The following is an 18,245-nucleotide window of genomic DNA, read 5'->3' as shown; positions in this document are numbered from 1 at the left end:
ATAAAAATATATAACCATATGCAGAAAAATTTTTCTTTCCCTGTAACGAAAAAAGGGTTTAAACGACTTTAAAAAAAGGAAAAGCCTTACTGAAGTTTTGCGGACTATTCCACTAAGGCCGTATTAAAAAAAGAATAATACAAAGAAGGTGCCTTCATGAAACAAAGGTTAATCTCAATTATTATTCCGTCTTACAATGAAGGAAACAACGTCAAGCTCATCCATGAATCTTTAAAAAAAGAGTTTCAATCGATTCATTATGACTATGAAATTTTCTACATTAATGACGGAAGCGCGGATGACACCCTTCAGCAGATTAAGGAACTGGCCGCCAGAAACCATCGCGTCAAATACATATCTTTTTCCCGCAACTTCGGGAAAGAAGCGGCCATTTTGGCGGGGTTTGAACACGTGCAGGGCGAAGCAGTAATCGTGATGGACGCCGATCTGCAGCACCCGACGCATCTGCTGAAAGACTTCATTCAAGGCTATGAAGAAGGGTATGACCAAGTCATTGCGCAGCGCAACCGAAAAGGTGACAGCCCCGTGCGTTCCGTGCTTTCTTCCCTGTATTATAAATTTATTAACAAAGCCGTCGAAGTGGATCTGCGTGACGGAGTCGGCGATTTCCGCCTGCTGAGCCGGCAGGCCGTTGATGCCCTTTTGAAGCTGAGTGAAGGGAACCGCTTCTCAAAAGGGCTGTTCTGCTGGATCGGGTTTGACCAGAAAATCGTATTTTATGAAAATGTCGAAAGGAAGAACGGCAAGTCCAAATGGTCATTCAGCAATCTGTTCAACTACGGAATGGACGGCGTCGTCTCCTTTAACAACAAACCGCTGAGGGTTTGCTTTTTCACCGGTATTCTGATATTGCTTCTGTCGATGGTTTATATTGTAACGACCTTTATTCATATTCTGACAAACGGCGTGTCCGTTCCCGGATACTTCACCATTATTTCCGCCGTGCTGTTTTTAGGAGGCATCCAGCTTTTGAGTCTCGGCATCATCGGCGAGTACATCGGCCGGATTTACTATGAAACGAAAAAACGCCCGCACTATTTAATTAAAGAAGCGAATATTACGTACGGAGAACAAAATGAAACGAATTATACAAAAAAGCGCAAGTGGAACCATTAAACAGCCGCCGCTGTGCGCAGGGTCTGGAGACGTTGTATGAAAAAAAATAAATGGATCTTGCCGGCAGCCTGTGTGCTGGCTGCGGCAGCCGCTCATATTTTTTTCTTGAAGGAGTGGTCAGAAGGCCGCTATATGACGGGGTCTGGAGACGGGATCGCCCAAATGGCGGTCTTCAAAAAGCTGCTGTTTGACCAATATATGAACGGCCGGCTGTTTTACAGCTATTCGTTCGGAATGGGCGGGGGAGTGTACAGTCAGCTCGGCTATTATTTCTCTACTTCTTTTCTCTTTCTGTTTATCTCCGCCGCTGTCCGCATCCTGCAGCTTATGCAGCTGTCGGGTGACGCGGATGCGCTGTTTTGGGCCCAGGCCTCCGTTTTTATCAGCATCGCTAAGCAGAGTTTCGTCATATTCACGGCAGCCTGTGTGTTCCGTTATTTCGTCAAACGGACAGTGCCTGCTTTTGTCGGCGCCGTGTTGTACGGGGTCTCGATTATCTACTTCCGGCATGAGGTGTATTGGGACTTTTTCACTGACAGTATGGTGTGGCTGCCGCTGCTCGTGCTCGGCGCGGAAAAAATCATCACAGAAAAAAAGCCGGCGTGGTTTATCTTCGCCTGTGCGCTGACATTGATCAACAACTTTTATTTTGCGTATATTAATCTGATTTTCATCGGCATTTACATCTTATTCAGATGGGTCATTCATCTTGAAGACAATGAAGCCAAAAAGCTCACTCAATGCAGAATGTTTATTCTGTCAGGCCTGCTCGGCTTCGGCATAAGCGCAGTCTCCTTTATCCCTGTCGTATACGGATATCTTCATAATCTGCGGCCGCCGTATGCAGAGCAAATTACATGGCTTGATTTTTCCGACAACATTTTATTTTCAAGCCGGATAATCATTCTGCCGGCGGTTTTTTTGCTTTTTCTATTTACATTTTCTTTATACAAAAACCGGCTGTTCCGGCTGTTTGCGGGAATCAGTCTGCTGTACATTCTGTTTCACTTCAGTCCGTTTGCGGCAAGTGCTTTTAACGGTTTTTCAGCTCCGCAAAACAGGTTTGAATACGTCCTGTGCTTCACGATTGCCGGAACGGTCGCAGCAGGGCTTTCTAAGCTTTCAGACATCAGCATGAAGAGTATGCTGATATCCGCCGTACTCGCCGTTCTGCTCTATTGGAGCCAGGTGAGGCGGTTCAGCCTGGATATTTCTGATCAGGCCAACCTGCCTATCCTGCTCCTTCTGGGGCTGACCATTATCGCTTTCCTTGCAGCAAAGACAAGACTGAAAGGCGCGGTGCCCGCCGTCTATGCCGTCATTCTCTTGACGGCGGTGCTGACGGCTAATACATATGAAAAATATGCGTTATCAGAAGGCGGGAAGATTTATACGGTATCGCATACCTTTATGACGGGTCCTGACTATAAGGGCAAAGAACAAACAGAGCTTATTCAGCGTCTGAAAGAAAAAGACCCGGATCCCTTTGCCCGTTTAGATTGGATGAACGGAGTATTCAATAATACCCCGATCATTTACGGGTTCAACGGATTCAGCGTATACTCAAGCATCCTGAACCGCAATCTGCTGTCCTTTTACTGGAACGACCTCCAGATTGATATGGGCAGGGAAAGCGTCAGCCGCTATGCAACATTAGGAAACAGGGCTAATTTATACAGCCTGCTTTACGGAAAATATTATATGACGGAAAAAACAAACGAGGCCGGCGTCCCTTACGGATTCAAAAAAATCATGGAGTCATCCCGCTATGCGGTTTATCAAAATCAATATGTGCTCCCGTTCGTACGGACAGCCGATCGTGTATATAACGAGGGCGACTTGAAAAAAGCGCCCGCCCTTGCCAGGGAGCGGGCGATGCTTGATGGGATCATCACGGAATCGAGCACAGTAAAAACGAAAAAAGCGCCAGAAGTGAAAAATATGATCCGTCAGGCAAAGGTAACGGCCGACCATGCGGGTTATCAAGACGGCGTCCTGACGGTAAACGAAGACGGCGGCGGCCTGATCATTACACCGCACGGCGCTGAGGCTGGCGGCGGAGATTATTATGTCAGCTTTTATTTATTGAACAAAGCGAAGGACCAGGGATTTACATTAAAAGTGAACGATTACACGACAACGAGAAAATCGAATCAATCCATTTATAAAACAGGTGTAAATGATCTCACCGTCAGAGTGCCGAAAACAAAAAACATTCAAATCCGGTTGCCGAAAGGAACGTATCAGCTCGACAGACTGGCGCTTTATGAAGAACGGTACGGAACGCTGAAAAATGCATACCGAAAAGCGGAAAAAGAACCGCCGGCCGATCTCAGCTGGCGCGGAAATACGCTTCATATCTCGTATAAAAACAAAACCGGCGCGCCGTACATCATGCTTCCGATTCCATATGAAAAGGGCTGGGAGCTGAAGGTAAACGGCAGACAAGAACAGGTTGAAAAAGCGGATTATTCCTTTATCGGATTTAAAGCGCAAAAAGGAAAAAATGATATTCAATTAACGTATTACCCGCCGTTTTTTAAACCGGCTGCCGCTCTATCGGTGATCAGCCTCGTGTTTTCCGCCATATATGTGAGAAGACAAAAAAAGCCCGGCTCTTAAACAGAGCCGAGCTTTAATTTTTTCTGCAGTTTTTCCTCGCTGAAAATCCAGCCCGTGTAAGAAGAAAGAGGCTCTAAATCATGACTGAGGTGGACGATGGCGACAAAGGGGTAGTGCCCTTTGCTTCGATAGCGCAAATCAATAAAGCGCACCTCATAATGATCTTTAAAGGTATCGACCTCCCACCTGTAAACGGGCGAGAACGATAGAAAAGCTGCAATATTTTCATCCTGTTTCGCGGCCTTCATCACATCGGTTTCCGGTACGGGCACGCGGTTGAATGTATCCAATATCACCACATGGCCGTCAAGGCTTCTGCCGACATAAAAGGCATGCGCCGTCGTTACGGCGATTCGCCACTGCCTGAATTTCATCGTCGGCGAAATAATGATGGTTTCAATTTCTTCTTCAATCATCTCACGCAGCCGCCGCTTAATCCGCAGCTGCATCAAAAACCGTACGGCGTAATATCCCGCGAGGATGATATACAGCGTCAAAAATGTCACGCCCGGATGGCCTCCGATATACCACACGGCAATCGCGGTCAAATGGCTGATGAAAATAAACGGGTCAAAGGTATTGATGAGACCGAGAGCGACCCATTTTTTCGAAAACGGGCGGAGGGCCTGCGTTCCGTACGCGTTAAAAATGTCGACAAACACATGCAAAACGACAGCCAGAAGCGTCCACAGCCACAAGTGCAGAAAGTTCGCTTCCGGGTAAAACATAAACAGAATGCCCGGAATCAGAATGGACCAAAATAAAACGGCGGGAATGGAGTGCGTGAACCCTCTATGATTTCGAATATAAACGGCATTATTTTTCAGCTTCAATATGGTATCAATATCAGGTGCCTGAGAGCCGGCAAGAGCGGCGATCATAACTGCCTGAGACATGGGGGTATGCATGCCGACGGCAGGATCGAGAGTTGCGATTCCGCCAAGCGCGATGCCCATGACAACGTGAGTGCCAGTATCCATTGGTGACCTCCTAGCAGGCGTTATACATCAGTCGCCCGCATATTTCGCATTATAAGATATTCCCCATTTTCTGTTTGCCCAATCATGGCGTTTATCCGCCGTTCTCATATGTTTCCGCTTTTTCTTTATCACTATTTAATGTAACATATTATCGTAACGTGCCCTTAGTTTACACCAAAATACAGTGTCAAGAAAAGCGGGACCCGAAACATCTGAGGAGAAGATATGAACGCACTTGAAGAAAAATTGAAACAAAAAGATATAGACGCATTTCGTGAGGACTTAATTACATGGTTCGAAAGAGAACAGAGAATTCTGCCGTGGAGAGAAAATCAGGACCCGTATCGGGTGTGGGTGTCAGAGGTCATGCTGCAGCAGACGCGCGTAGATACCGTCATCCCTTATTTCCAACGGTTTCTTGAGCAATTTCCGACCGTCTCGGCGCTCGCTGAAGCCGATGAGGAAAAAGTGCTCAAAGCCTGGGAAGGGTTAGGCTATTACTCCCGTGTGAGAAATCTGCAAAGCGCCGTAAAAGAAGTGCACGAGCGGTACGGAGGAGTCGTTCCTGACGGGGAAAAGGAATTCGGCGGACTGAAAGGTGTCGGCCCTTATACAAAAGGCGCCGTGCTCAGCATCGCATACAACAAGCCGATTCCGGCCGTAGACGGCAATGTGATGCGTGTCATGTCGAGAATTCTTTCCATATGGGACGATATCGCAAAACCGAAAACGAGAACCATTTTCGAACAGGCGGTATCCGCATTCATTTCTCATGAAAAACCTTCTGAATTCAATCAGGGTTTAATGGAGCTCGGCGCGATCATCTGCACTCCGAAATCGCCGTCCTGTCTGCTGTGCCCCGTGCAAAAGCACTGTTCGGCATTTGCGGAAGGGACAGAGCGGGAGCTGCCCGTCAAAAGCAAAAAGAAAAAACCCGGGGTGAAAACAATGGCAGCCGTTGTGCTGACAGACGACCAGGACAATGTCTATATTCATAAACGGCCGCCAAAAGGATTGCTCGCCAATCTGTGGGAGTTTCCGAACACCGAAACCCAAAAAGGAATCAAAACCGAAAGAGAGCAGCTTGAAGCCTTTTTAGAAAAAGAGATGGGAACAACCGCTGAAATCGGGGAGCTGGAAGGCATCGTTGAGCATGTTTTTACTCATCTCGTCTGGAATATTTCGGTCTTTTTCGGTAAAGTAAAACAAGTGTCGGATACATCAGAATTAATACGGGTCACAAAAGAGGAACTCGGGGAATATGCTTTTCCCGTTTCCCATCAAAAGATTTGGAAAATGGCGGACGAGAGCGGCCGCCGGTAAAAAGCGTCAGTCATAGCTGACGCGCGTGCCGTGGCTGTAATCCGCCTCATTCCGTTTCAGTCCGCCGCGGGATTCGATTTCCTGAATCAGTTCCCGGTATTTGGACTGGCCTTCCTCGTTTAAATACGGCATAATTTGCTGGAAGGCATGGTGGAAATAGGCGAGCTCTGAATCTTTCCAATCTTGTTTGGGCATCATAGCCAATTCGCCCATATCACGTCCGACATACATATAAAAAGACCCCTTTCAACAATTATTGCTTTTATTGTTTGTTGAATGAAAAGAACTATACGCAGCAAGGAGCTGAGGAAAAATGGAACAAAATAAATGCGCACTGATCACAGGAAGCAGCCGAGGCGTTGGAAAAGCGGCAGCCATCAGACTCGCGGAAAAAGGCTACAACATCGTCATCAATTACGCCCGCAGTAAAAAAGCGGCATTAGAAACAGCCGAAGAAATTGAGAAACTCGGCGTTAAAACGCTCGTCATTAAAGCCAATGTCGGCCAGCCGGCAAAAATTAAAGACATGTTCCGCCAGATCGACGAAACATTCGGCAGACTGGACGTATTCGTCAATAACGCGGCTTCAGGCGTGCTGAGACCGGTCATGGAACTCGAAGAAACACATTGGGACTGGACGATGAATATCAACGCGAAAGCATTGCTTTTCTGCGCTCAGGAAGCGGCAAAGCTGATGGAGAAAAACGGAGGCGGCCACATCGTCAGCATCAGCTCGCTCGGCAGCATCCGCTATCTTGAGAACTATACGACGGTCGGTGTCTCAAAAGCCGCTTTAGAAGCGTTAACCCGTTACCTGGCGGTTGAGCTTTCTCCGAAAAACATCATCGTAAACGCGGTTTCCGGCGGAGCGATTGATACGGACGCGCTGACGCATTTCCCTAACAGAGACGAATTGCTTGAAGATGCCCGCCAAAATACGCCGGCCGGACGAATGGTCGAAATTAAAGATATGATCGATACGGTGGAGTTTTTAGTTTCTTCAAAAGCGGACATGATCCGCGGCCAGACCATCATTATCGACGGCGGACGCTCTCTGCTCGTATAAGTTTTTAAAAAACATGAATAGCCTTAACACCTCCTGCACATTCTAAAGTGCGTGGAGGTGATAACAATGGCAAACTCAAAATACAGCAAAACAGACGTTCAGCAGGTGAAAAAACAAAACCAGCAATCAGCTTCCGGTCAAGGTCAATACGGCACTGAATTCGGCAGTGAAACTGATGCACAGCAGGTAAGAAAGCAAAACCAATCTGCTGAACAAAACAAACAGCAAAACAGCTAATCACTGAAACAAAAAAGCACTTCATCTTCGGGTGGAAGTGCTTTTTTTCTTTTATCCAAACGACAAAACTTGTGATTCCTCTACAGAATGAGTCAAAGGGTTTTCCTGCAGAAAATCGAAATGGTAAGGAGTATCAACCTAAAAGCCTAAGGAGGAACCCGATGTCAGAGTTTGAAAAGCTTGTAAGTGAACAGATGAAGATCATGGATCAGCTTCTCGAGCTGCAGTCAGAACTCGACCGCTGCCGGCAGGTGGAGGCGGAACTCATCAGTCTGGAAAGAGATGCGAAGCTGGACAATGTACAGGACGAAATTGCGACAAAGCGAAAAGATCTGGCCGGCATACAGGAGTTATTCCAAAGGCAGACAGAGCAAGTCATCCAGTCTTATCGCAGCACGGAAAAGCCGTCTTCCTATGTGCAGAAATGAATGTGCCATTCCGGAAGCGGAGTGGTTCTTTTATTTTCATTTTTTAATTCGTAACGGTATAATAGTGAAAAGACTTGTCGGAAAGCAATTGCGGCTGCATTGACTGCAGGGCTTTACAGAAAGTAGGGGAGAAATATGGGATATCCCAAGGAAGGAGAAACCATTCAAATTCACAGCTATAAGCATAACGGGCTGCTTCATCGAATTTGGAATGAAACGACGATTTTAAAAAGTACGGAATTGTGTATCATCGGAGCTAACGACCGGACAATGGTGACCGAATCCGACGGACGGACGTGGGTGACGAGAGAACCGGCGATCTGCTACTTTCATGCCCGTCAGTGGTTTAACGTTATTGGAATGCTGAGAGATGACGGGGTTCACTATTATTGCAACATCAGCTCGCCGTTCGCTTATGACGGGGAGGCCATCAAATATATTGATTACGATTTGGATGTCAAGGTGTTTCCGGATATGACGTATAACATTCTTGACGAAGATGAATACGATGATCACCGCAAATCAATGAATTACCCTAAAGAGATCGACAGCATTTTGAAGGAGTATCTGAATACGCTGCTGCACTGTATTCATCAGCGGAAAGGACCGTTTGCTCCGGAATTTGTTGATATGTGGTATGAACGGTATCTGCGCTATACAAAATAAAGAATATAATAAAAACCTGTTGGGGTGTCAACAGGTTTTTCACATGGGCTCACACGCCTTAAAGAGAGAGGGGGATAAAGTGTGGGCGTAATCAGACGCTATATGCAATTTGTAAAACCTTATAAAAAACAAATCTTTATCACAGTGTGTATCGGTATTATAAAGTTCTCCATCCCGCTGGCTCTCCCGCTTCTGTTAAAATACGTAGTCGACGACATTATTCAAGGGAGCGGAACAGCAAGCGCTAAAACGTCATCACTATTCACGATTATGGGCATCATGTTCGTGCTGTTTTTAGTCCTGCGTCCGCCGGTAGAGTATTATCGGCAATATTTCGCGCAATGGACGGGCAGCCGGGTGCTCTACGATATCAGAGGAGTATTGTTTGACCATATTCAAAAATTGAGCCTGCGGTTTTATGCCAATACGAGGACAGGCGAAGTCATTTCCCGGGTGATAAATGATGTCGAACAGACAAAAGACTTTGTCATAACGGGACTGATGAATATCTGGCTTGATATGATGACGGTGCTGATCGTCATCTGTATTATGTTCACACTCGATATCAAGCTGACACTGATATCTGTCATTTTATTTCCGTTATACGGAATTTCAGTGAAATACTTTTACGGCCGTCTCCGAAAACTGACACGCGAGCGCTCTCAGGCTCTCGCTCAGGTGCAGGGCCATTTGCACGAAAGAGTTCAAGGGATGCCCGTTATCAGAAGCTTCGCCATTGAGAATTATGAACAAGCCAATTTTGATGAGAAAAACGGACATTTTCTGGACAAAGCGATCCGTCATACGAATTGGAACGCCAAAACGTTTGCGGTCGTAAACACCATTACGGATTTAGCGCCGCTGCTCGTTATCGCGTTTGCGGGCTATTTTGTCATAAACGGCCCGCTGACAGTAGGAACAATGGTTGCATTCGTCGGTTACATTGACAGAATGTACAATCCGGTCAGAAGATTGATCAACTCATCGACGACGCTGACCCAGTCGATTGCTTCAATGGACCGCATATTTGAATTTATCGACGAGCCGTATGAATTGACTGATAAACCGAATGCCGTCAAAGCTGACGGCATTAAAGGCGAGGTTGAATTCCGAAATGTCTCGTTCTCCTATGAAGAAGGGAAAGAAAAGATCTTGCGGGACGTTTCCTTAAAGGTGACAAAAGGGGAGACCGTTGCGCTTGTCGGAATGAGCGGCGGCGGAAAATCGACGCTTGTCAGCCTCATACCGCGTTTTTATGATGTGTCCGGCGGCAGCCTGCTGATTGACGGCACAGATATTCGCGATTATGAAGCGAGAAGCCTCCGCAATCAAGTCGGAATGGTGCTTCAGGATACATTTCTGTTCAGTGAGACGATTCGTGAAAATATCGCCATCGGTAAACCGGGAGCGTCTCTGGATGAGGTTGTTGCGGCTGCGAAAGCGGCAAATGCCCATGAATTTATTATGGGTTTCCCCGAAGGCTATGAGACCAAAGTAGGCGAGCGGGGCGTCAAATTGTCAGGCGGGCAGAAGCAGCGGATTTCGATCGCCCGTGTATTCTTAAAAAATCCGCCGCTGCTGATTTTGGATGAAGCGACATCGGCTCTTGATCTTGAAAGTGAACACTACATTCAGGAAGCGATGGACAAGCTTGCGAAAAACCGGACGACATTTATCGTCGCCCATAGGCTGTCCACGATTACGCATGCGGATAAAATTGTCGTCATGGAAAACGGCTCTGTCATTGAAAGCGGCACGCACGAAGAATTAATGGCGCGGGACGGCCAGTACAGACATTTATTTACGATCCAGAATTTAAATTGACCGAAAAACTTATGCCGACCGAATGGGCGGCATAAGTTTTTTTATACAAAAAAACCCGGTTCTTCTTAGCACCGGGTTACTCATCATCGTCTGTTTCTAATTCGCTGTCTTTCGGGTGGTATGTCTGAAAACTCGTAATCAGTGTATCAAGATGTTCCAGCTGCTCGCGGTATTCTGCAACCGCAGCCATAATGCTGAGCATATTGTAATCAAGCAGTTCATCCTCGCAGTTCTGCTGATTTTTCAAGAAAGACTTCGTCAAAAGCTGTTTATACCTTATGCTTTCTTCAGCATCGTCATCATGCGGCTTAATCTTGCCGACAGTCCGCATCAAAATTCTTTCGTGCCAATGAAGCAGATAATCAATTTCTTCTGTCAGCGTCTCCTGAAATTCCTCCGGCATATGATAAATCTCGTTTTCATAGCGATGCAGCTTTTTCAGCGTATCAAGCGCCCGGTTCGCCGTAATAATCGCCTGTCTGAATAAAACAAGCTTGCGCGACTTTACATACGTCGTCTTCTTAAAGTAGCTTCTCTCTTCTTTATAAAGAAGATACGTATGGTCAAGCTTCATCATCTTTTCCTTCAGCTTCTCAATATCCTCTTTCAATATCGAGTGCTCCGTCGACTGGCGCATGGTCAGTCTGATCCATTTCATGATCTCATCGGTATATTCAACCGTATGATGAGTCAGTTTCGTTTCGTATTTCGGCGGAAGAAACACAAGGTTCACAATAAAGGAAGACAGCACGCCTAAAATAACGGTGCTTGTTCGAATCAGAGCGAACGTCAGGAAGCTGTTTCCCGGTGTTTCCAAAATCGCGATAACCGTAACGAGCGCAATCGAAATGGTGTGTTCAATTTTCAGTTTTAACATAATCGTAATGACAATGACTGCGGTCAATCCGATCATAATCGGACTCGGTCCGAAAATCAGTCCGAATACCGTAGCGATGACAGCGCCGATGATATTTGCCTGCACCTGATCAATAATGATAAGAAAAGACCTGTAAATAGAGGGCTGTATGGCAAATATAGCTGCAATCCCGGCAAAGATCGGCGACGGAAGTCCGATCCATGATGCTAAGTAGAGGGCGAGCGTAATCGCAATCCCTGTTTTAAAAATGCGGGCACCAAGTTTCATTGGTTTGTGCGTGCATTCCTTTCTCTAATAAATTATGTGCCGAACGAACGGCTGACACTTACATTTCCCTGTCGGTTTATTTGCTAAACAATAAAGTAATATACAGGGATCATACCAATTATTCAAGGTCTTTTTTTGAAAAAACCATTATCTCACAAATCGGACAAAAAGAAAAAGCGGAAGCCCCGGGCTCCCGCTTGTTTCAGCAGTTATTTTTTCATATGTCTGAACGCATCTTCAACCGCTTTTAAAGTGGCGTCGATATCTTCTTCAGTATGTGCGGTTGTGATAAACCAAGCTTCATACTTCGACGGGGCGAGATTGATCCCGCGTTCTAGCATCAGCTTGAAGAACTTGGCAAATGCTTCTCCGTCCGTATTTTCCGCCTGCTCATAATTGACGATTTTTTCATCACTGAAGTAAACCGTAAGCGCGCCTTTTAAACGGTTGACGGTAATGGTAATGCCATGTGTCTCCGCATGGGCGAGAATGCCTTGCTCAAGTCTGGCGCCGAGCTGATCAAGCCGCTCATAAACGCCTTCTTCCTTCAGCACTTCCAGACAGGCGATACCTGATAAGATGGATGCGGGATTCCCGGCCATCGTGCCGGCTTGATATGCCGGACCGAGCGGAGCGACCTGCTCCATGATCTCTTTTTTGCCTCCGTAAGCGCCGATCGGCAACCCGCCTCCGATGATTTTTCCGAGCGCCGTTAAATCAGGCTTTACTTGGAGAAGATCCTGCGCGCCTCCGTACATAAAACGGAACGCCGTGATCACTTCATCATAAATGACGAGCGCGCCCGCTTTGTGGGTCAATTCATTGACCTGTTCCAAAAAGCCTTCTTTAGGTTCAACGATGCCGAAATTGCCGACAATCGGCTCGACAAGAACCGCTGCAATTTCTGAACCCCATTTGTCCAATGCGGCCTTGTAGCTGTCAATGTCATTGAAAGGAACGGTAATCACTTCTTTGGCGATGCTTTTCGGCACACCGGCGGAATCGGGGGTGCCGAGCGTAGACGGACCTGAACCCGCAGCGACGAGCACGAGATCAGAATGGCCGTGATAGCAGCCGGCGAATTTAATGATTTTTGTCCGGCCTGTATAAGCGCGTGCAACCCGGATCGTTGTCATCACAGCTTCAGTACCCGAGTTTACGAACCGCACTTTATCAAGTGAAGGAATGGCCTCCTTCAGCATTTTAGCGAAAGTGACCTCATGCTTAGTCGGCGTTCCGTACAGTACGCCGTTTTCAGCGGCTTTTTTAATCGCTTCTGTAATATGCGGGTGGGCATGTCCGGTAATAATCGGACCGTAAGCCGCTAAATAATCAATATACTGATTCCCGTCTACATCCCAGAAATAAGCGCCGTTTGCTTTTTCCATCGCAACTGGTGAACCGCCGCCTACCGCTTTATAGGATCTGGACGGGCTGTTCACGCCTCCCACGATATGCTCTAACGCTTCTTTATGAAGTTCAACTGATTTTGTATACAAAAAATGACCCTCCTAATATCTCCTTACATCATATTCTATTGTAGCATGCTTCAATGTGAGCACAACGGTTCTTGCTTCCAGAAAAGAGCGGGGGATAACGGTTGTAATCTTAACGCGAATTGGATACGCTTAATAAAAAACCCGGAGGTATAAGAAATGACGATTGAAATCGGACAAGCAGCACCGGATATGAAATTAGTGAACGACAGCGGAGAAAAAGTATCATTAACGGATTTTAGAGGAAAGTACGTCGTGCTCTATTTTTATCCGAAAGACATGACACCCGGATGCACGACGGAAGCATGCGATTTCCGTGATCAGCACGAAAGTTTCGCGGGACTTGATGCGGTTATCATCGGAGTAAGCCCTGACAGCCGTGACAAACATGAAAAATTCAAGCAGAAACACGATCTTCCTTTCCAGCTCCTCGTCGATGATGAGCACAAACTGGCGGAAGCTTTTGATGTGTGGAAGCTGAAGAAGAATTTTGGGAAAGAATATATGGGAATCGAACGCTCCACCTTTCTGTTAGACAAAGAAGGCCGTCTCGTGAAGGAATGGAGAAAGGTAAAAGTAAAAGATCATGTTGCGGAAGCGCTTCGCGAATTGGAACAAATTGCGTCTAATTAATGGACAAATGCTGAACTCACGGGGTTTTCGTCAGATTGCATTTGACAGGAGACCGGGAAAAGATGTACACTAATTATAAACATTATAAAGTAAGAATCTTTTTTAGAAGAGAGGTGCATGACGGATGGCTGCACATGAATTAAAAGAAGCCTTAGACACGTTGAAGGATACGGGAGTCCGGATTACTCCTCAACGTCATGCCATTCTGGAATATCTCGTGGACTCTATGGCTCATCCGACAGCGGACGATATATATAAAGCCTTGGAAGGGAAATTCCCTAATATGAGTGTTGCGACAGTTTATAACAATTTGCGTGTATTCCGGGAAGCGGGGCTTGTAAAGGAGCTTACGTACGGAGATGCGTCCAGCAGATTTGACTTTGTCACCTCTGACCATTATCACGCCATTTGTGAAAACTGCGGAAAAATCGTGGACTTCCATTATCCTGGCCTTGACGAAGTGGAACAGCTTGCGGCTCACGTAACGGGGTTTAAGGTAAGCCACCATCGTTTGGAGATTTACGGCGTCTGCCAAGAATGCTCCAAAAAAGAAAACCATTAAACGAAGCTGACCGCTTTGATACGGTCAGCTTTGTTTATTTCACACTGTTTTTTCTATTATAAGACTCATCGAACGCTTTGCCTTCCAAACCTTTATCCAATGTAAGCGGCTCTCTGCAATGCATGCACATATCCACTCTGCCCAGAATCTTCGTTTCTTTCTCGCAGGCGGGGCATATCACCCGGACCGCTTTTGTGGACAGCATGCCAATCCAAAAATAAACGGCGGTGCTGAGCCCGATCGACAGCAGGCCGAGAATCATAAACAAGCTGGCAAGTAAAACAGACTGCTTAAAGAACAGCCCGATGTACATAATGATAAACCCAACGAAAACCAAACTTAACGCAAACGTTCTGATCTTATTAATTTTGCTTGAGTATTTCGCCATGTCCATCCCCCTCTGGTTTAACTATAGCACAAATCAGATGGCATATTCTTCATGTTTTCGTAAGAAAAGGGAAGAATAGATATGGCAGCTGAAAGGAAATTTGTTATAATAGTTCAATGTGTTTAGAAAAAAGGACTTTCATGTTTTATCATAGAAATGTAGAAACAAAAGCTTGTGAAACAATCGCATTGGAGGAATCGTAATGGACAATCTTCTCCGTCCAATTTACCAAGAAAGAGCAAGTCATCCCGATACGCTGGCCGTCCTTATGATTGAGAGAAGGAGCAAAGCATCATCCATCACAGATAACTTTGATGCGGTCATGCTTGTCATTGTCAAACAGGCTGAAGAGCCACTTTTTATAAAGCATTATGAATTCGAACACAAAACCGCTTCCTTACATATTGTAACGGATGCCCTGCTCCAGGAATGGATTCTGCTGGGGACAAATAGAAGAGTTATAGATTGGATCATAAACGGCAAGGTGCTGTTTGACCGCAATGAATATATATCTGAACTCAATGACCGGCTCAGCACTTTTCCTTTCGCTGAGCGGAAATTAAAGATCGGAATGGAATACGGCAAGCTGATCAGAAGGTTTGTAGAAGGAAAAGCGTTTTTTGAAGCTGATCATTTTCTGGATGCATATTATGCGGTCGTGCATGCTCTTCACCACTTGGCCCGCATAGAAGTGATTGACCGGGGGTTCTATCCTGAAACGACTGTCTGGAATCAGGTCCGCCATATTGAGCCGCAGGTATATAAGTTATATTCCGAACTTGTTGAGAGTCACGAAAGTTTGGAGAAAAGGCTCGAATTATTATTCTTAGCAAATGATTTTCTCATCCATTCAAAAGCTGAAATCGGTTCGGCGCATCTTTTTCAAGTTATGAGTGAAAAAGAAATGTGGCAGTTTGGAGAATTGCTCCAGCATCCTGAGCTGGCGCCTTTCACCCAAGATCTCGGTGTCATGCTTGATTACCTGACGGAAAAAGGTTTTATTGAAGTATCTCAAATAGAGACAAAAGGGCAGGAAGTATATCATCGAGGATATTCTTTCAAAAAAAGTGTTGACGCTGAATTATAGGCGTGTTATATTATTAAACGTCGCTGATGCGCTTCGACAAAAAGCACACAGCGGCGGAGAAATAAAAACAAAAAAACATTTGACAGCAACTCGCTGAAATGTTATACTGAGAAAGTCGCCTCAAGATGAGGTTGAAGATGATCTTTGAAAACTAAACAAGACAAAACGTACCTGTTAATTCAAAGTTTTAAATAAATCGCACAGTGATGTGCGTAGTCAGTCAAACTAAGGTCTGCATGATGCAGGTCACACAGATGTTACTGCAGGATGCAGTGAACTTAGTCTGTGATCCATTTATCGGAGAGTTTGATCCTGGCTCAGGACGAACGCTGGCGGCGTGCCTAATACATGCAAGTCGAGCGGACAGATGGGAGCTTGCTCCCTGATGTTAGCGGCGGACGGGTGAGTAACACGTGGGTAACCTGCCTGTAAGACTGGGATAACTCCGGGAAACCGGGGCTAATACCGGATGGTTGTTTGAACCGCATGGTTCAGACATAAAAGGTGGCTTCGGCTACCACTTACAGATGGACCCGCGGCGCATTAGCTAGTTGGTGAGGTAACGGCTCACCAAGGCGACGATGCGTAGCCGACCTGAGAGGGTGATCGGCCACACTGGGACTGAGACACGGCCCAGACTCCTACGGGAGGCAGCAGTAGGGAATCTTCCGCAATGGACGAAAGTCTGACGGAGCAACGCCGCGTGAGTGATGAAGGTTTTCGGATCGTAAAGCTCTGTTGTTAGGGAAGAACAAGTGCCGTTCAAATAGGGCGGCACCTTGACGGTACCTAACCAGAAAGCCACGGCTAACTACGTGCCAGCAGCCGCGGTAATACGTAGGTGGCAAGCGTTGTCCGGAATTATTGGGCGTAAAGGGCTCGCAGGCGGTTTCTTAAGTCTGATGTGAAAGCCCCCGGCTCAACCGGGGAGGGTCATTGGAAACTGGGGAACTTGAGTGCAGAAGAGGAGAGTGGAATTCCACGTGTAGCGGTGAAATGCGTAGAGATGTGGAGGAACACCAGTGGCGAAGGCGACTCTCTGGTCTGTAACTGACGCTGAGGAGCGAAAGCGTGGGGAGCGAACAGGATTAGATACCCTGGTAGTCCACGCCGTAAACGATGAGTGCTAAGTGTTAGGGGGTTTCCGCCCCTTAGTGCTGCAGCTAACGCATTAAGCACTCCGCCTGGGGAGTACGGTCGCAAGACTGAAACTCAAAGGAATTGACGGGGGCCCGCACAAGCGGTGGAGCATGTGGTTTAATTCGAAGCAACGCGAAGAACCTTACCAGGTCTTGACATCCTCTGACAATCCTAGAGATAGGACGTCCCCTTCGGGGGCAGAGTGACAGGTGGTGCATGGTTGTCGTCAGCTCGTGTCGTGAGATGTTGGGTTAAGTCCCGCAACGAGCGCAACCCTTGATCTTAGTTGCCAGCATTCAGTTGGGCACTCTAAGGTGACTGCCGGTGACAAACCGGAGGAAGGTGGGGATGACGTCAAATCATCATGCCCCTTATGACCTGGGCTACACACGTGCTACAATGGACAGAACAAAGGGCAGCGAAACCGCGAGGTTAAGCCAATCCCACAAATCTGTTCTCAGTTCGGATCGCAGTCTGCAACTCGACTGCGTGAAGCTGGAATCGCTAGTAATCGCGGATCAGCATGCCGCGGTGAATACGTTCCCGGGCCTTGTACACACCGCCCGTCACACCACGAGAGTTTGTAACACCCGAAGTCGGTGAGGTAACCTTTATGGAGCCAGCCGCCGAAGGTGGGACAGATGATTGGGGTGAAGTCGTAACAAGGTAGCCGTATCGGAAGGTGCGGCTGGATCACCTCCTTTCTAAGGATTTTAACGGAATATAAGACCTTGGGTCTTATAAACAGAACGTTCCCTGTCTTGTTTAGTTTTGAAGGATCATTCGATTCTTCGAGATAATGTTCTTTGAAAACTAGATAACAGAAGTAATTCACATTCAATTGTAATGCAAGAAATCACGTAGTGATTCTTTTTAACGGTTAAGTTAGAAAGGGCGCACGGTGGATGCCTTGGCACTAGGAGCCGATGAAGGACGGGACGAACACCGATATGCTTCGGGGAGCTGTAAGCAAGCTTTGATCCGGAGATTTCCGAATGGGGAAACCCACCACTCGTAATGGAGTGGTATCCATATCTGAATACATAGGATATGAGAAGGCAGACCCGGGGAACTGAAACATCTAAGTACCCGGAGGAAGAGAAAGCAAATGCGATTCCCTGAGTAGCGGCGAGCGAAACGGGACCAGCCCAAACCAAGAGGCTTGCCTCTTGGGGTTGTAGGACACTCTATACGGAGTTACAAATGAATGATATAAGCGAAGAGGTCTGGAAAGGCCCGCCAAAGAAGGTAACAGCCCTGTAACTGAAATGTCGTTCTCTCCAGAGTGGATCCTGAGTACGGCGGAACACGTGAAATTCCGTCGGAATCCGGGAGGACCATCTCCCAAGGCTAAATACTCCCTAGTGACCGATAGTGAACCAGTACCGTGAGGGAAAGGTGAAAAGCACCCCGGAAGGGGAGTGAAATAGATCCTGAAACCGTGTGCCTACAAGTAGTCAGAGCCCGTTAACGGGTGATGGCGTGCCTTTTGTAGAATGAACCGGCGAGTTA

15 protein-coding genes, 2 rRNA genes and 1 pseudogene (1 of these 18 cut by a window edge) are annotated in these 18,245 nt (G+C 46.7%); 13 read left to right on the top strand and 5 right to left on the bottom strand.

Annotated features, from left to right (window positions below):
- Nucleotides 1-156 precede the first annotated feature (156 nt).
- The gene (locus ACQE26_RS00095; protein WP_500470330.1) at nucleotides 157-1,137 is read left to right on the top strand and encodes a glycosyltransferase family 2 protein; all 981 of its coding nucleotides are present in this window, start codon (nucleotides 157-159) and stop codon (nucleotides 1,135-1,137) included.
- 36 nt (nucleotides 1,138-1,173) lie between these two features.
- Nucleotides 1,174-3,759: a YfhO family protein gene (locus ACQE26_RS00090; RefSeq protein WP_500470329.1), complete on the top strand. Its 2,586-nt coding sequence runs from the start codon at nucleotides 1,174-1,176 to the stop codon at nucleotides 3,757-3,759.
- Here ACQE26_RS00090 and ACQE26_RS00085 read toward each other — a convergent pair.
- Entirely contained in the window at nucleotides 3,756-4,739 is a 984-nt protein-coding gene (locus ACQE26_RS00085) for a metal-dependent hydrolase (RefSeq protein WP_500470328.1), read from the bottom strand. The two genes, ACQE26_RS00090 and ACQE26_RS00085, sit on opposite strands and share 4 nt — an antisense overlap.
- A gap of 225 nt (nucleotides 4,740-4,964) precedes the next feature.
- Between ACQE26_RS00085 and mutY the strand changes: the two genes are divergently transcribed.
- Nucleotides 4,965-6,062 carry an A/G-specific adenine glycosylase gene (mutY, locus tag ACQE26_RS00080; RefSeq protein WP_500470327.1) on the top strand — a complete coding sequence of 366 codons (1,098 nt, stop codon included), beginning with the start codon at nucleotides 4,965-4,967 and terminating at the stop codon, nucleotides 6,060-6,062.
- 6 nt (nucleotides 6,063-6,068) lie between these two features.
- Here the strand turns inward: mutY and yfhS are convergent, their stop codons facing one another.
- Nucleotides 6,069-6,293: a mother cell protein YfhS gene (gene yfhS / locus ACQE26_RS00075; RefSeq protein WP_500470326.1), complete on the bottom strand. Its 225-nt coding sequence runs from the start codon at nucleotides 6,291-6,293 to the stop codon at nucleotides 6,069-6,071.
- A gap of 82 nt (nucleotides 6,294-6,375) precedes the next feature.
- On the opposite strand from yfhS, the gene fabL reads away from it, so the two are divergent.
- The 5 genes and pseudogenes from fabL (at nucleotide 6,376) to ACQE26_RS00050 (ending at nucleotide 10,283) form a co-directional block, all read left to right on the top strand.
- Nucleotides 6,376-7,128, top strand: a complete 753-nt coding sequence (fabL, locus tag ACQE26_RS00070; protein WP_500470325.1) for an enoyl-[acyl-carrier-protein] reductase FabL — start codon at nucleotides 6,376-6,378, stop codon at nucleotides 7,126-7,128.
- A gap of 84 nt (nucleotides 7,129-7,212) precedes the next feature.
- Nucleotides 7,213-7,365: pseudogene (locus tag ACQE26_RS00065) on the top strand (gamma-type small acid-soluble spore protein); the annotation flags it as partial.
- A 161-nt stretch (nucleotides 7,366-7,526) separates the two neighbouring features.
- Complete coding sequence (locus ACQE26_RS00060) at nucleotides 7,527-7,793, top strand: YgaB family protein (RefSeq protein WP_003155476.1); 267 nt, start codon at nucleotides 7,527-7,529, stop codon at nucleotides 7,791-7,793.
- Between the two features lie 135 nt (nucleotides 7,794-7,928).
- The gene (gene ntdP, locus ACQE26_RS00055) at nucleotides 7,929-8,459 is read left to right on the top strand and encodes a nucleoside tri-diphosphate phosphatase (RefSeq protein WP_276788364.1); all 531 of its coding nucleotides are present in this window, start codon (nucleotides 7,929-7,931) and stop codon (nucleotides 8,457-8,459) included.
- Between the two features lie 81 nt (nucleotides 8,460-8,540).
- Nucleotides 8,541-10,283, top strand: coding sequence for an ABC transporter ATP-binding protein (locus ACQE26_RS00050; protein WP_500470324.1), 1,743 nt, complete (start codon nucleotides 8,541-8,543; stop codon nucleotides 10,281-10,283).
- Between the two features lie 76 nt (nucleotides 10,284-10,359).
- Here the strand turns inward: ACQE26_RS00050 and ACQE26_RS00045 are convergent, their stop codons facing one another.
- Entirely contained in the window at nucleotides 10,360-11,427 is a 1,068-nt protein-coding gene (locus tag ACQE26_RS00045; protein ID WP_016936706.1) for an aromatic acid exporter family protein, read from the bottom strand.
- 209 nt (nucleotides 11,428-11,636) lie between these two features.
- On the bottom strand, nucleotides 11,637-12,926 hold the full coding sequence (locus ACQE26_RS00040; RefSeq protein ID WP_016936705.1) for a glutamate-1-semialdehyde 2,1-aminomutase: 1,290 nt from the start codon (nucleotides 12,924-12,926) through the stop codon (nucleotides 11,637-11,639).
- Nucleotides 12,927-13,082: 156 nt separating this feature from the next.
- Here ACQE26_RS00040 and bcp point away from each other — a divergent pair, with 156 nt between their 5' ends.
- Complete coding sequence (gene bcp / locus ACQE26_RS00035; RefSeq protein ID WP_060963248.1) at nucleotides 13,083-13,556, top strand: thioredoxin-dependent thiol peroxidase; 474 nt, start codon at nucleotides 13,083-13,085, stop codon at nucleotides 13,554-13,556.
- Between the two features lie 124 nt (nucleotides 13,557-13,680).
- Complete coding sequence (perR, locus tag ACQE26_RS00030) at nucleotides 13,681-14,118, top strand: peroxide-responsive transcriptional repressor PerR (protein WP_013351502.1); 438 nt, start codon at nucleotides 13,681-13,683, stop codon at nucleotides 14,116-14,118.
- A 34-nt stretch (nucleotides 14,119-14,152) separates the two neighbouring features.
- On the opposite strand, the gene ACQE26_RS00025 is transcribed toward perR, so the two are convergent.
- Nucleotides 14,153-14,506 carry a YgzB family protein gene (locus ACQE26_RS00025; RefSeq protein ID WP_007610193.1) on the bottom strand — a complete coding sequence of 118 codons (354 nt, stop codon included), beginning with the start codon at nucleotides 14,504-14,506 and terminating at the stop codon, nucleotides 14,153-14,155.
- A gap of 202 nt (nucleotides 14,507-14,708) precedes the next feature.
- Here ACQE26_RS00025 and ACQE26_RS00020 point away from each other — a divergent pair, with 202 nt between their 5' ends.
- The 3 genes from ACQE26_RS00020 to ACQE26_RS00010 form a co-directional block, all read left to right on the top strand.
- Nucleotides 14,709-15,593: a nucleotidyltransferase-like protein gene (locus ACQE26_RS00020; RefSeq protein ID WP_016936703.1), complete on the top strand. Its 885-nt coding sequence runs from the start codon at nucleotides 14,709-14,711 to the stop codon at nucleotides 15,591-15,593.
- A gap of 294 nt (nucleotides 15,594-15,887) precedes the next feature.
- Nucleotides 15,888-17,437 (top strand): 16S ribosomal RNA (locus tag ACQE26_RS00015).
- A 174-nt stretch (nucleotides 17,438-17,611) separates the two neighbouring features.
- A 23S ribosomal RNA gene (locus ACQE26_RS00010) occupies nucleotides 17,612-18,245 on the top strand; it runs 2,295 nt beyond the window's last position.
- Together the 16S and 23S rRNA genes form the textbook arrangement of a ribosomal RNA operon.

The sequence above is a fragment of the Bacillus sp. 5RYD7K genome, from assembly GCF_059831465.1.
The sequence above is the reverse complement of the archived record's forward strand: the minus strand, read 5'-3'. Positions and strand labels throughout refer to the sequence as shown.